At 69.4% G+C, this 12,759-nt stretch carries 14 protein-coding genes; 8 read left to right on the top strand and 6 right to left on the bottom strand.

The window, feature by feature from the left end:
- Together ACE3P6_RS18440 and ACE3P6_RS18445 are read left to right on the top strand one after the other, a co-directional pair.
- Positions 1 to 917: VWA domain-containing protein (locus tag ACE3P6_RS18440; RefSeq protein ID WP_374397903.1), on the top strand; the 917-nt coding region annotated here is incomplete at its 5' end.
- Between the two features lie 32 nt (positions 918 to 949).
- Positions 950 to 1,633 (top strand): M48 family metallopeptidase, encoded by a 684-nt coding sequence (locus tag ACE3P6_RS18445; protein ID WP_374397904.1) that lies wholly within the window; start codon positions 950 to 952, stop codon positions 1,631 to 1,633.
- A 56-nt stretch (positions 1,634 to 1,689) separates the two neighbouring features.
- On the opposite strand, the gene ACE3P6_RS18450 is transcribed toward ACE3P6_RS18445, so the two are convergent.
- The 4 genes from ACE3P6_RS18450 to ACE3P6_RS18465 form a co-directional block, all read right to left on the bottom strand.
- Positions 1,690 to 2,232 carry an RSP_2648 family PIN domain-containing protein gene (locus ACE3P6_RS18450; protein WP_374397905.1) on the bottom strand — a complete coding sequence of 181 codons (543 nt, stop codon included), beginning with the start codon at positions 2,230 to 2,232 and terminating at the stop codon, positions 1,690 to 1,692.
- Positions 2,229 to 3,452 (bottom strand): RSP_2647 family RNA methyltransferase, encoded by a 1,224-nt coding sequence (locus ACE3P6_RS18455; RefSeq protein ID WP_374397906.1) that lies wholly within the window; start codon positions 3,450 to 3,452, stop codon positions 2,229 to 2,231. Before ACE3P6_RS18455 ends, ACE3P6_RS18450 begins: the two co-directional genes overlap by 4 nt.
- A gap of 62 nt (positions 3,453 to 3,514) precedes the next feature.
- Entirely contained in the window at positions 3,515 to 3,871 is a 357-nt protein-coding gene (locus tag ACE3P6_RS18460) for a hypothetical protein (protein WP_374397907.1), read from the bottom strand.
- A gap of 105 nt (positions 3,872 to 3,976) precedes the next feature.
- Positions 3,977 to 4,168: a hypothetical protein gene (locus tag ACE3P6_RS18465; RefSeq protein ID WP_374397908.1), complete on the bottom strand. Its 192-nt coding sequence runs from the start codon at positions 4,166 to 4,168 to the stop codon at positions 3,977 to 3,979.
- 193 nt (positions 4,169 to 4,361) lie between these two features.
- Here ACE3P6_RS18465 and edd point away from each other — a divergent pair, with 193 nt between their 5' ends.
- Together edd and ACE3P6_RS18475 are read left to right on the top strand one after the other, a co-directional pair.
- Positions 4,362 to 6,167, top strand: a complete 1,806-nt coding sequence (edd, locus tag ACE3P6_RS18470; protein WP_374397909.1) for a phosphogluconate dehydratase — start codon at positions 4,362 to 4,364, stop codon at positions 6,165 to 6,167.
- 269 nt (positions 6,168 to 6,436) lie between these two features.
- A complete protein-coding gene (locus tag ACE3P6_RS18475; RefSeq protein ID WP_374397910.1) occupies positions 6,437 to 7,084 on the top strand; it encodes a bifunctional 4-hydroxy-2-oxoglutarate aldolase/2-dehydro-3-deoxy-phosphogluconate aldolase in 648 nt (215 codons plus the stop codon).
- Here ACE3P6_RS18475 and ACE3P6_RS18480 read toward each other — a convergent pair.
- The gene (locus tag ACE3P6_RS18480; RefSeq protein ID WP_374397911.1) at positions 7,081 to 7,356 is read right to left on the bottom strand and encodes a hypothetical protein; all 276 of its coding nucleotides are present in this window, start codon (positions 7,354 to 7,356) and stop codon (positions 7,081 to 7,083) included. The two genes, ACE3P6_RS18475 and ACE3P6_RS18480, sit on opposite strands and share 4 nt — an antisense overlap.
- The gene (locus tag ACE3P6_RS18485; RefSeq protein ID WP_374397912.1) at positions 7,343 to 10,132 is read right to left on the bottom strand and encodes a glutamine-synthetase adenylyltransferase; all 2,790 of its coding nucleotides are present in this window, start codon (positions 10,130 to 10,132) and stop codon (positions 7,343 to 7,345) included. The genes ACE3P6_RS18480 and ACE3P6_RS18485 overlap by 14 nt, the downstream gene beginning before the upstream one ends.
- Before the next feature lie 99 nt (positions 10,133 to 10,231).
- Between ACE3P6_RS18485 and ACE3P6_RS18490 the strand changes: the two genes are divergently transcribed.
- The 4 genes from ACE3P6_RS18490 (at position 10,232) to ACE3P6_RS18505 (ending at position 12,650) form a co-directional block, all read left to right on the top strand.
- A complete protein-coding gene (locus tag ACE3P6_RS18490) occupies positions 10,232 to 10,696 on the top strand; it encodes a YbaK/EbsC family protein (protein ID WP_374397913.1) in 465 nt (154 codons plus the stop codon).
- Between the two features lie 120 nt (positions 10,697 to 10,816).
- Entirely contained in the window at positions 10,817 to 11,302 is a 486-nt protein-coding gene (locus ACE3P6_RS18495; protein WP_374397914.1) for a DUF2852 domain-containing protein, read from the top strand.
- Between the two features lie 130 nt (positions 11,303 to 11,432).
- Positions 11,433 to 12,260: an arginyltransferase gene (locus tag ACE3P6_RS18500; RefSeq protein ID WP_374397915.1), complete on the top strand. Its 828-nt coding sequence runs from the start codon at positions 11,433 to 11,435 to the stop codon at positions 12,258 to 12,260.
- Positions 12,261 to 12,650, top strand: a complete 390-nt coding sequence (locus ACE3P6_RS18505; RefSeq protein ID WP_374397916.1) for a VOC family protein — start codon at positions 12,261 to 12,263, stop codon at positions 12,648 to 12,650.
- The last annotated feature ends 109 nt before the right edge of the window (positions 12,651 to 12,759 follow it).

The following is a 12,759-nucleotide window of genomic DNA, read 5'->3' on the forward strand; positions in this document are numbered from 1 at the left end:
AAAAACTGGCCGAGCGGCATCTGAGCGCCGAGGAGCGCGCGGCGATCAAGGCCCTGGGCGGGTTCGACAAGCTGATGGAGACGCTGCGGCAAAGGCTGGCCGAGCAGAAGGGGCGCCATCAGGGCGGGTCGAAATGGGTGGGCACGGCGGGGACCTCGCCCTTCGGCGCCTATGGCTACAACCCCGAAGGCGTGCGGATCGGGCAGGACCAGAGCCGCCACCAGCGGGCGGTCAAGGTCTGGGACCGGCGCGAGTTCCGCAACCTGGACGGCGACGCCGAGATCGGCACAAGGACGATGAAACTGGCGCTGCGCCGCCTGCGCCGCTGGGCGCGCGAGGGGGCGGCGGAGGAGCTGGACCTGGACGGCACGATCCGGGCGACGGCGGCGCAGGGCTGGCTCGACGTGCAGACGCGCCCCGAGCGGCGGAATGCGGTCAAGGTGCTGCTCCTCCTCGACATCGGCGGGTCGATGGACCCGCATGTGCAGGTGATGGAGGAGCTGTTCACCGCCGCCAAGGCCGAGTTCCGGCATCTGGAGGTCTTCTACTTCCACAACTGCGTCTATGAGGGGCTCTGGCGCGACAACCGGCGGCGCTGGGACCACCAGACCCCGACCTGGGACGTGCTGCGGACCTATGGCCCGGACTGGCGGCTGATCCTGGTCGGCGATGCGGCGATGTCGCCCTATGAGGTGACCCATCCCGGTGGCGCGAACGAGCACTGGAACCGCGAGGCGGGGGCGGTCTGGCTGGACCGGCTGCGGGCGCAATGGCCGCAGCACCTGTGGATCAACCCGGTGGAGGAGCGGGCCTGGGGCCACAGCCGCTCGACCGCGCTGATCCGCGGGATCTTCGAGGGTCGGATGGTGCCGATGACGCTGGACGGGCTGGCGCGGGGCGTGCGCGAGCTGCGCTAGGCTTCGGGCGCGCGGATGATTATATCGGCGGCATGATCAAGGTCCTGCCCCTTCTCCTCGTCGTCCTCTACGCGTTCCTGATGATGCGCTTTTCGGTCTGGCGCACGCGGCGGATGCTGGACGAACAGTCGGTGCCGTTGACCGATCCGTCGATCACCCGGCTCGCCGACCGGATGGCGGCGGCGATGGGGATCCCGGAGATCAGGGTGCGGGTCTTCGAGGTGGAGCCGGTGAACGGGCTGGCCGCGCCGGACGGGCGCATCTTCCTCACGCGCGGGTTCCTGAACCGGAAGGCGCAGGGCGAGGTGACGGCGGAGGAACTGGCGAGCGTGATCGCGCATGAGATGGGCCATGTCGCGCAGGGGCACATGCGGCGGCGGATGATCGACTTCACCGGGCAGAACGCGGTCTTCATGATGCTGTCGGCGCTTCTGAGCCGCTTCCTGCCCTTCATCGGGGTCTGGATCGCCAACCTGATCTCCACCGCGCTGATGGCAAGGCTGTCGCGGCGGGACGAGTTCGAGGCGGATGCCTATGCGACGGCGCTCTTGATCAAGGCGGGGATCGGGACCGGGCCGCAGAAGTCGCTCTTCCGCAAGCTGGATGCGCTGACGAAGAACCGGGCCGGGGGAATGCCGGCCTGGCTCCTCAGCCACCCGCATGTCGGGGAACGGATCGCCGCCATCGAGGCCAACGAGGCGCGCTGGGTGCGGTGAGCGGCAAATTTCTTGAGGAAGAAATTTGGCAAATTCCTTGCTTAAGGAATTTGGATCTAGACCCCCAGCGCCTTCGCCAGCCGGTAGAGTCGCGCGCGTTTCAGGAGGGGTTTCAGCGCGACGGGCTGGCCGGAGATCGCCTCGGCCTTGGCGCGCACGGTTTCGACGATGCGCGCCATCGTGTCGGGGTGGTGCGAGTGAAGTTCCCACAGGAAGCCATCGGGGTCGCGGCGGGTGATCCCCTCGGCAGCAAGGATGTGGCCGGGGAAATCCTGCGCGTTGAAGGTGATGATCGCGTCGGCGCTGCTGGCGATGGCGCTGGCAAGGACGTGGCGGTCGTTCGGGTCGGGAAGAAGGAGCCGGGCCTCGATCTCGGGGTGTTCGCGGACCAGCGCGCGGGGGAACAGGCCGCGCAGGACTGCCGCCTCGCCCTCGGCAATCGCCGGGGCGGCGGGGCCGAGCTTCGCCGTTGCCAGCACCCATTCGCGCAGGATGCGGTCGGAGAAGACCGGCTGGTAGAGCCCCGCCTCGCCCGCGCCTTGCAGGATCTCGCGCAGGACGGTGGGATAGAGGACGCAGGCGTCGAGGACGGCCTTCATCCGTCCAGCCGGAAGGCCAGCGCCTTGAGGTAGGAGGATTCCGCCAGTTGCGGCAGGACCGGGTGGTCGGGCCCGGCAAAGCCGGTGTGGATGATCTGGCCGCGCCTGCCCCCGCGCCCGATGCCGCGGGCGGAGGCGTTGCGGAAGGCGTGCAGGTCGGCAGCATGGGAGCAGGAGCAGAGCACCAGATAGCCGCCGGGCGCGACCAGCGGCGCGGCAAGGCGGGCGATGCGTTCATAGGCGCGCAGGCCCGCCTCCAGCGCGGGCTTGGCGGGGGCGAAGGCGGGCGGGTCGCAGATCACCAGATCGAAGCGCGCGCCTTCCTGGCCCAAAGCCTCCAGCACCTCGAAGGCATCGCCCTGCCGGGTGGCGAAGCGGTCGGCGAAACCGGAGGCCTGGGCCCCCTGCCCCGCCAGCGCCAGCGCCGGAGCGGAGGCATCGACGGCCAGCGCCGACTGGGCGCCCCCCGCCAGCGCGGCCAGAGCGAAGCCGCCGACGTGGCAGAAGACGTCCAGAACCTTCGCCCCTCTGGCCAGCCGGGCGGCGAAAGCGTGGTTCTCGCGCTGGTCGAAGAAGAGCCCGGTCTTCTGGCCGCCCATCAGGTCGGCCATGTAGGTCGCGCCGTTCATCGGCGCCGGGACCGGCGCAGAGGGCGCGGCGCCATGCACCACCGCGATTTCCTCGGCCAGACCTTCGAGGCCCCGCGCCCGGCCCGAGCCGTTCTTGATCACTGTCGCGACGCCCGTGACCGAAACCAGCGCGGCCACAAGGTCGGCAAGATGCGCCTCGGCCCAGGCGGCGTTGGGCTGGACGACGGCCAGCTCGCCGAAACGGTCGATCACCACGCCGGGCAAGCCATCGGATTCGGCATGGACCAGACGGTAGAAGGGCTGCGGATAAAGGCGCGCCCGATGGGCCAGCGCCTTCGACAGTCGCGCCGCGAACCAGGCCTGGCCGATCACCGCCTCGGGGTCGCGGTCCAGCATCCGGGCGATGATCTTCGATTTCACGTTGACCGTGACAAGACCCAGCGGGCGACGCTCGCCATCCTCCAGCACCGCCAGCGCGCCGGGGGCGAGGCCCTGCGTGCGCCGGTCGGTGACAAGTTCGTCGGCATAGACCCAGGGGAAGCCGTGCCGGATCGCCCGCGCCTCGGCCTTGGGCTTCAGGCGCACGACCGGAGTGGCGCGGGGCGTGGCGTCGTCATCGGTCGAAGTCATGCAGGTCCCCTTCCGGCCTTGGTCAGGGCCCCGCATAGCCGCTTTCGCGCCCGCCCGGAAGGTTACTTCAGCGCGACCTGCATGGCGATGTTGGCCGTGGCATAGAGATAGTCAGCCTGGCCGGGGTTGCTGTTGACCTGGGTCGACACGCTGACCGAGGTGATCGTGCAGGAACTGGCGATGCTGTCCAGCAGCACCGCGCATTCCCGGATCGCGCGCTGGTAGAGGTCACGGCGATGGCCTTCCTCCTCTGCCTGCCGGGCCGCAGGGTCCGCGGCGAGGAGTGGCAGGTTCAGGCTGATCGAGGAGTTGACCATGATGCCCGAGGCTGCGCCCGTCCCTGTGGTTGCGGCAAGATCCTCGGCCCGGGCGATGCCCGAACCGAGGGCGAGGATCAGGATCAGGACGGTGGCGCGCATCATGAGGCTCCGCTTTTCAGGCGTTGGCGAAGTGTTCCCCATGCATCCGGCAAAGGCAATATCCGGGATACCCCCGACCGAGGGGCCAGGGCTGCGGCGGCTGCCTCAGTCGGCGCTGGCGATCTGGAAGGCTTCCGAGCGGTCCGGCGCCGAGGCGATCCGGTCCTTGCTGGCGCCCGCCTGCGGGGCGGCGATGACCATTGCAGACAGCAGGACGACAGCGGCGGCGGCGGGAACGACAAGGGTGATCTTCTTCATCTGCATCTCCAGGATCGGGGTGATGCGGATGAGTGCCACGTTTGTTTGTTGGCTTTTTGGCCCGGCGCGGTAAAGATTCGGACGACTTTCGGGCTTTCTCGTGCCAGTTGAGCCTTTCCGGCGATCAATTCCCGCTCTGGTTGGCCTACTGGTGGCGAAATGCCGTCGAATGCCGGTTGTTAGCGCTAACAGTTGGTGCTATAGGCCTCCCGTCAGCAAAGCAGAGGACGCCATGCCGCTTCACCCGACCCTTGCCCGCGTCACGGACCGCATCCGCGCCAGGTCGGAGGCGACGCGCGGGCAGTATCTGGAGCGGATGGGCAAGGCGGTGGCGAAGGGTCCGGTCCGGGCGCATCTGAGCTGCGGCAACCAGGCCCATGCCTATGCGGCGATGGGAGAGGCGAAGGGCGCGCTGGCCGAGGCGAAGATCGCGAACCTCGGCATCGTGACGGCCTACAACGACATGCTCTCGGCGCATCAACCCTACGAACGCTACCCCGAGCTGATCCGGGCGGCCGCCGCGAAGGCGGGGGTCACGGTGCAGGTCGCGGGCGGGGTCCCGGCGATGTGCGACGGGGTCACGCAAGGCCAGCCGGGGATGGAACTGTCGCTCTTCTCCCGCGACGTGATCGCGCTGGCGGCGGGGGTGGCGCTCAGCCACGACTGCTTCGACGCGGCACTGTATCTGGGCGTCTGCGACAAGATCGTGCCCGGCCTGGTGATGGCGGCGGCGGCATTCGGCCATGTCCCGGCGGTCTTCGTCCCGGCGGGACCGATGACGAGCGGCATCCCGAACGACGAGAAGAGCCGGGTGCGGAACGCCTGGGCCGAGGGCCGCGCCACGCGGGAAGAGCTGATGGCGGCGGAGATGGCCAGCTACCACGGGCCGGGGACCTGCACCTTCTACGGCACGGCCAACACCAACCAGATGCTGATGGAGTTCATGGGCCTGCACCTGCCGGGGGCGAGTTTCGTGAACCCCGGCACGCCCTTGCGCGAGGCGCTGACGGTGGCGGCTGTCGATCGGGCGGCAGCGATCACCGCGCTGGGGAATGACTTCCGCCCGGCGGGAGAGATCCTGGACGAGCGGGCTTATGTGAACGGCATCGTCGGGCTGATGGCGACGGGAGGGTCGACCAACCTGGTGCTGCACCTGCCGGCGATGGCGCGGGCGTCGGGCGTGATCCTGGACCTGCAGGACTTCGCGGACCTCAGCGAGGTGGTGCCGCTGATGGCCAAGGTCTATCCGAACGGGCTGGCGGACGTGAACCATTTCCACGCGGCGGGGGGCTTGCAGTTCCTGATCGGGCAGCTCCTGGATGCGGGGCTGTTGCATGGCGCCGCAAAGACGGTGGCGGGGGACGGGCTGGCGTCCTACCGGCAGGAGCCGGTGCTGGAGGGCGGACGGCTCGGCTGGCGGGCGGGGCCGGTGGCGAGCCTGAACGACCGTATCGTGCGCCCGGCGGCGGAGCCTTTCGCGGCGCAGGGCGGGCTGAAGCTTCTGGCAGGGAACCTCGGGCGCGGGGTGATCAAGGTCTCGGCGGTGGCGCCGGAGCGGCAGGTGATCGAGGCCCCCGCGCGGGTGTTCCACAGCCAGGACGCGGTGAAGGCAGCGTTCAAGGCGGGCGAGTTCGTGTCGGATACGGTGGTGGTGGTGCGCTTCCAGGGACCGCAGGCGAACGGGATGCCGGAACTGCACTCGCTGACACCGACGCTGTCGGTCCTGCAGGACCGCGGGCTGAAGGTGGCGCTGGTGACGGATGGCCGGATGTCGGGGGCCAGCGGCAAGGTGCCCGCCGCGATCCACGTTGCACCCGAGGCGGCGGCGGGCGGACCCTTGGCGCGGCTGCGGGATGGGGATGTCGTGCGGCTGGACGCCGTGGCGGGGACGCTGACGGTCCTCGCGTCCGATTTCGACACCCGCGCCCCTGTCGTGGCCGACCTCTCCGCCAACGAACATGGCATCGGGCGCGAGCTGTTCGCCGCCTTCCGCCGCCATGCCGGCCCCGCCGATACCGGGGCGGCGCTGGTCCTGTAACTCCAGGCCGAGCGCCCGCAACTTCTGTCGCTGCCTCCGGCGGGGATATTTTAACAAAGATGAAAGGACTCAGGGGATAAGTTACCGATGCGGTACAGGCGGGGACGCCGATGACCGCCAAAGGTGAAAGGCCCCCCGTCTCCCCCGGTTCTCCGGCCCGAGATGGGGGGTCAACCCTGCCCCTGCCGTTTCATCTTTGTGACAAATATCCCCGCCGGAGGCTCCCGCACCATCCACCTCCCCGACGCCGGGGCCTGAAGGAGCCGAACATGACCCCTGCCGAACAGTCGCAGAAAGCTGCCGAAATCTGTCGCCTTGCCCCCGTCGTTCCCGTGCTGGTGATCGACGATCTGTCCCATGCCAAACCGCTCGCAAAGGCGCTGGTCGCGGGGGGGCTTCCGGCGCTGGAGGTCACGCTGCGCACGCCGGTAGCGCTGGAGGCGATCCGGGCGATGGCCGAAGTGCCGGGGGGTGTCGTCGGCGCGGGCACCCTGCTCACCCCTGCGGATGTGAAGGCGGCGAAGGCGGCGGGGGCGCGGTTCGGGGTCTCGCCCGGCGCGACCGACCGGATCATCGCGGCTTGCGAGGACGAAGGGTTGCCGCTGCTGCCCGGTGCCGCGACCGCCAGCGAGATCATGGCGCTCCTGGAGAAGGGCTATACCGTGCAGAAGTTCTTCCCGGCGGAACAGGCGGGGGGCGCGGCTTACCTGAAATCCATCGGCTCGCCGATTCCGCAGGTGAAGTTCTGCCCCACGGGCGGGATCAGCCTGAAGATCGCGCCGGACTACCTGGGCCTGAAGAACATCCTCTGCGTCGGCGGCAGCTGGGTCGCGCCGAAGGAGGCGATGGCCAAGGGCGACTGGGCGGCGATCACCCGGCTGGCGCGCGAGGCCTCCGCCCTGCCCCGCAACCTTTAGCCGGTCAGGCCCTGCCGCCCGATCCTGCCGCCCCGGCGGCGGGGCGCGTCGGGTTTGGTCAGCGCCTGTTGCAGGACGGCGGACATCGGGTGGCCGGGCTCGGGCAGCGCATAGGTTGCGATCAGCACCCTAACGGCGTCGGGGACCGAACGGCCGACCGGGATCGACAGCGCCCAGTCCATGAAGATCGACCGGCATTCGCCGGGGGTGATGCCCTCGATCCGGTAGCTTTCGCGCACCAGCCCCTTCGGGTCGGCCTCAGCCAGTTCCATCGCCCGTCTCCCCATCCGTCGTCCCCACCAGCCGCGTCACGGCGGCCTCTGCCCCTGTCACCGCCTGCGCCAGGTCCCGCGCCAGCGCCTCTGCATCCGCTGCCCCGGTCTCGCGCAGGATGAAGGCACGACCACCTTCGCCCAAGGACTCCCAGTCCAGCGCGCGCTCGCTCAGGAGCCGCGCCGCAGCGTGCAGCCGCCACATGAGCCTGTAGGCGGAGGCGAGGGCCTGCGCGTCGGAAACCGGCAGTTGGCGGCCTTCTCCCGCCGCGATCTGGCGTTCCACGCTGCGCGCGGGGCTTCCGGCGATGAGCGCCGTGGTCTGGGCGGCAAGCTCGATGTCCATGATCCGGCCCGGGCCGTTCTTCGCGTCCCAGTCGCCTTGCGCCGGTTTTGCCGACTGGAGGCGCGCGCGCATCTCGGCCACGTCGGGCTTCACCCGCGCCCCCTGCCCCTTCGCCGCCAGCAGGTCGCGGCGGAAGGCCTCGACCTCGCCCGCCAGCGTGGGTTCCCCCGCCAGCACCCGGGCGCGGGTCAGGGCGAGGTGTTCCCAGGTCCAGGCCTCGGTCTCCTGATAGGTGGTGAAGCTCTGGAGGCTGGTCGCCACCGGACCGGCGCGGCCCGAGGGGCGGAGCCGCATGTCGACCTCGTAGAGCCGCCCTTCCGGCATCTGGGCGGTGAGCGCCGTGACGAGGGATTGCGTGAGCCGCGAATAGTAGGGACGCGTGGCCAGCGGACGGGGCCCGTCGGAGCCTTCGACGCCCTGGTCGTCGTAGATCACGATCAGATCGAGGTCGGAGCCCGCGTTCAGCCGGGCGGCCCCCATCGAGCCCATGCCGATCAGCACCGCCCCGCGTCCGGGCATGGCCCCGTGCTTGCGGGCGAAGTCACTGGTCGCTTCGGCCCAGATCACCTGCACCACGGCTTCCGCCAGATCGGCATAGTGCTTGCCGGCCTCGAACCCGTCGATCAGGCCGCGCAGGTGGTGAACGCCGATGCGGAAGTGCCATTCCTTCATCCAGCGCCGGGCCATGTCGAGCCGGGCCTCGTAGTCCGGCGCGGGGGCGATGCGGGCGGCGAGTTCGCTGCGCAGCGCCGCGGTTCCCGGCCAGTCGCCCCAGAAGCTGCCGCCGATCACCCCGTCCAGCACGGCGGCGTTGCGCGACAGGTAGCGGGCCAGCGCGGGGGCGGAGCCTGCGATGTCGACGATCAGTTCGACCAGCGTCGGGTTGGCCTCGAACAGAGCGAATATCTGCACGCCTGCGGGCAACCCGGCGAGGAAGCCGTCCAGCGCCACCAGCGCCTCGTCGGGGTTGGCGGCCTTGGCGAGTTCCTTGAGAAGCCGGGGCCGGAGGCGGCGGAAGATCGCCTGCGCGCGGTCGGAGCGCAGCGCGGGGTAGCTTTCCCAGCCCTTGGTGATCTCGCGCGCGGTGTCGGAAAGTTGCGGGCCGTCTTCCACCTCGCCGGGGGCGAAGAAGCCCTCGGTCAGGCGGTCGGTGCGGTTCAGACGGTCCAGCAGATCGCGGCGGAAGTCCCCTTCGCTTTGCCCGCAGAAGGCAGCGATCCGGGCGATGCCTTCCGTCGTGGTGGGCAGGGAATGGGTCTGGGCGTCGTTCACCATCTGCAGGCGGTGTTCCACCTCGCGGTGGGCGCGGTAGAGCGTGGTCAGGTCCTTGGCCACCTCGGCCGGGACCCAGCCCTTTTCGGCCAGCGCGGCGAGGCCGCCCACGGTGGTCCGGTCCCGAAGCGAGGGGTCGCGGCCCCCGGCGATCAGCTGGCGGGTCTGGGTGAAGAATTCGATCTCGCGGATGCCCCCTGCCCCGAGTTTCATGTTGTGGCCTTCCACCGTGATCGGCCCGTGCAGGCCGCGGTGGTCGCGGATGCGCAGGCGCATGTCATGGGCGTCCTGGATAGCGACGAAATCCAGGTGCTTGCGCCAGACGAAGGGGGTGAGGGTTCTCAGGAACCGCGCCCCGGCTAGCACGTCGCCGCCGCAGGGTCGCGCCTTGATATAGGCCCCGCGTTCCCAGGTGCGGCCCTCGGCCTCGTAATAGGCCTCGGCGGCGGCCATCGACAGGCAGACCGGGGTGACGGAGGCGTCGGGGCGCAGGCGCAGGTCGGAGCGGAAGACGTAGCCGTCGGTCGTGTCGGACAGGATCGCGGTCATCCTTCGCGTGACCTTGATGAAGCTGGCGCGGGCCTCCTGCTCCTCGCCCGGATAGCGGGTTTCGTCGAAGAGGCAGATCAGGTCGATGTCGGAGGAATAGTTGAGTTCCCCCGCCCCCATCTTGCCCATTGCGAGGGCCACCATGCCCCCGGCGGTGGCAGCGTCGTCGGGGGTGGCGCCGGGGAGCTTGCCGCGGCGGATTTCCTCGGCAACGAGGGTGGTGAGCGAGAGGTGGACCGCCTTGTCGGCCAGCCGGGTGAGCGCGCCGGTGACCTGTTCCAGCGGCCAGGCGCCGCCGAGGTCGCAGAGCGCGGCGAGGAGGGCGACGCGGCGCTTGGCCTGGCGCAGCGCAAGGGGAAGGGCTTCGGCAGCGAGGCTGTCGGCGGCGGAGAGGGTGGTGGCGAGGGCGGCTTCGGGGTCTTCCACCGCCTCCCGCAGCCAGTCGGATTCGCGCAGCATCAAGCCGCGCAGGTAGGGGCTGCATCCGGCGGTGGCGGCCATCAGGTCCATCACCTCGGGCGCGAAGCCCTGGAGGTCGGCGCGCAGGTCGGCGGCGGCGGCGGGATCGAAGGCGATGGGCGTGCGGGTGATGCGGGCGGCAAGGGTCATGGCCGGACCTTGCGGCGACGGGACGGAAGGGTCAACAGCCTGAACGGATTGACCGGGGAAAGCCGGGATGGTTGGCTCGGCGCAACAAAGGGAGGCGAGATGTCGAAGTCATTGGCCCGCGTGGCAGCGGCGTTGCGGGCGGCGGGGCTTGCGGATGCGCCGGTCGAGGCGAAGGGCGAAATCCGCACTGCCGAGGCGGCGGCGGCTGAGGCCGGGGTCGCGGTCGACCAGATCGTCAAGTCGATCCTGTTCCAGGGGGAAAGCGGGCTGTTCCTGTTCCTGACGGCGGGCGGCAACCGCGTGGACCTTGCCAAGGCGGCAGCGCTGGCGGGAGAGGCGCTGTCGCGGGCCGAAGTCGAGGTCGTGCGGCGGGTCACCGGCTTCGCCATCGGCGGGGTGGCACCCCTGGGGCACCTGACACCCCTGCCCGGCTTCTTCGACCCGCGCCTGCTGGAGTTTCCGGAGGTTTGGGCCGCAGCGGGCACGCCCCGCCACATGTTCCGCGCCGCGCCACGGGCGCTGCTTCAGGCAACCGGCGCAAGGGTCGCGGACTTCACCGGATAGGCGGAAAACGGCCTGTCCGTGCCTCATGTGAAAATACTTTACATACGCCCTTGCGTGACGGTCGGGCATGCTCCATCTTCGTTCATGTGAAACACATTCACATCAACTGGAGACCCGCCGATGTACACGACGACCGACACCGCCCGGCCTGGCGGGATCCGCAACGCCTTCCGCCGCTCCGAGGCCTGGCTCGACCAGCGCGGCAAATGGGCCTGGATCGCCGCGATGGTCCTGGGCTTCATCATCTTCTGGCCCGTGGGGCTTGCCCTGCTGGCCTACATGATCTGGGGAAAACAGATGTTCGCACGTTCCTGCGGCCACCGCCGCCACCATGACCACCATCATGCCTGGGGCCGCCACGCGATGCGCGCGGGCCAGCCGACCGGCAACCGCGCCTTCGACGACTACAAGGCCCAGGCCCTGCGTCGGCTGGAGGAAGAGCAGGAGGCGTTCGAGACCTTCCTGCAGCGGCTCCGCAGTTCCAAGGACAAGTCCGAGTTCGACAGCTTCATGGACGAACGCGCCCGGACCACCGCCGCGCAGGATGCCGCCGAAGCCGGGGCAGAGACGAAGCCCGAACCGGGGGCGCGGCCCGGCGAATACTGATCGCCCGACCTGCTCCCTGCCCCGCCCGTGCCCCCGCACGGGCGGGCTTTTCGTTTCCCCGCAGACGCCGCTTGGCGGATGGCCTTTGCCTTGCTAGGCTCTGGTGCGATCCGACCCTGATCAGAAGCCGATGCGCCACTCACTGCCCCTCACGCCCCAGTTCTATGTGACGGCGCCGCAGCCCTGCCCCTATCTTCCGGGGCGGATGGAGCGGAAGCTGTTCACCGCGTTGCAGGGCGAACATGCGCAGAAGCTGAACGACACGCTGTCGAAACAGGGGTTCCGGCGCAGCCAGAACGTGCTTTACCGGCCCTCCTGCGCGGAATGTTCGGCCTGTCTCTCGGCGCGGATCCGGGTGGCGGATTTCCAGCCCTCGCGCACGCAGAAGCGCATCCTGAAACGGGGCGCGATGCTGAAGCGCAACGCGACAAGCCCCTGGGCGACGGAGGACCAGTTCACGCTCTTCCGCCGCTATCTCGACGACCGCCACGCCGATGGCGGCATGGCCGACATGGACATCTTCGAATTCGCCGCGATGATCGAGGAAACCCCGATCAAGAGCCGGGTGATCGAATACACGAGGCCCGCCGATGACGGCGAGCGCGGTCGCCAGCTGGCGGCGGTCTGCCTGACCGACGTCTTCGACGATGGCCTCAGCATGGTCTACAGCTTCTACGACCCGGCGCTGACCGAGATGAGCCTTGGCACCTATGTCATCCTCGACCACGTCGCCATCGCGCGCGAGGCGGGGCTGCCTTACGTCTACCTCGGCTACTGGGTGCCGGGCAGCCGGAAGATGGGCTACAAGGCGGGTTTCTCGGCGCTGGAAATCTACAAGGGCGGCGAATGGGTGGCGATGGGCAACCCCGCCAGCCATGTTGCCGACCTGCACCCGCTGTCGGTCGACCCGATCGCCGAACAGGTGGCGCGGATCAGCCTGCCGGACACGCGGGTCTAGGTGACGTCGCGCATCTCTGCCATCGCGCTGGTCGTGCCGGATTATGAGGCCGGGCTCGCATTCTATGTCGGAACGCTCGGGTTCCGGCTGGTTCAGGACATCGACCAGGGCCGCAAGCGCTGGGTGACGGTGGAGCCTGCGGGCGGCGGCACCCGGTTGGTGCTGGCCCGGGCCGAAGGCGAGGCGCAACGGGCCGCCATCGGCAAACAGGCCGGGGGCCGGGTGTTCCTGTTCCTGCAAACCGACGATTTCGCCCGCGACCATGCCGCGATGCTGGCCGCCGGGGTCACGTTCGAGGAGGCGCCCCGGCACGAACCCTATGGCAGCGTCGCGGTCTGGCGCGACCCGTTCGGCAACCGCTGGGACCTGATCGGACCGCCGACGGGATGAGGGCGGAGCCTTCAAGGCTCCGGTCCGATTTCTGCGAGAAATCGGGGCCAGGGCGATTGGCGTGGTAACTTGCGGTAACGCGAGGAAAGCACTATCTCGGGATCAGCCG

The sequence above is a fragment of the Tabrizicola sp. genome (assembly GCF_041911175.1).
Lineage (GTDB): Bacteria > Pseudomonadota > Alphaproteobacteria > Rhodobacterales > Rhodobacteraceae > Tabrizicola.

Excerpts from the sequence above, each read along its gene's own strand:
- ACE3P6_RS18445 (WP_374397904.1), top strand. The coding sequence starts at position 950 with ATGATCAAGGTCCTGCCCCTTCTCCTCGTCGTCCTCTACGCGTTCCTG.
- ACE3P6_RS18450 (WP_374397905.1), bottom strand. The coding sequence starts at position 2,232 with ATGAAGGCCGTCCTCGACGCCTGCGTCCTCTATCCCACCGTCCTGCGC.
- ACE3P6_RS18455 (WP_374397906.1), bottom strand. The coding sequence starts at position 3,452 with ATGACTTCGACCGATGACGACGCCACGCCCCGCGCCACTCCGGTCGTG.
- ACE3P6_RS18460 (WP_374397907.1), bottom strand. The coding sequence starts at position 3,871 with ATGCGCGCCACCGTCCTGATCCTGATCCTCGCCCTCGGTTCGGGCATC.
- edd (WP_374397909.1), top strand. The coding sequence starts at position 4,362 with ATGCCGCTTCACCCGACCCTTGCCCGCGTCACGGACCGCATCCGCGCC.
- ACE3P6_RS18475 (WP_374397910.1), top strand. The coding sequence starts at position 6,437 with ATGACCCCTGCCGAACAGTCGCAGAAAGCTGCCGAAATCTGTCGCCTT.
- ACE3P6_RS18480 (WP_374397911.1), bottom strand. The coding sequence starts at position 7,356 with ATGGAACTGGCTGAGGCCGACCCGAAGGGGCTGGTGCGCGAAAGCTAC.
- ACE3P6_RS18485 (WP_374397912.1), bottom strand. The coding sequence starts at position 10,132 with ATGACCCTTGCCGCCCGCATCACCCGCACGCCCATCGCCTTCGATCCC.
- ACE3P6_RS18490 (WP_374397913.1), top strand. The coding sequence starts at position 10,232 with ATGTCGAAGTCATTGGCCCGCGTGGCAGCGGCGTTGCGGGCGGCGGGG.
- ACE3P6_RS18495 (WP_374397914.1), top strand. The coding sequence starts at position 10,817 with ATGTACACGACGACCGACACCGCCCGGCCTGGCGGGATCCGCAACGCC.
- ACE3P6_RS18500 (WP_374397915.1), top strand. The coding sequence starts at position 11,433 with ATGCGCCACTCACTGCCCCTCACGCCCCAGTTCTATGTGACGGCGCCG.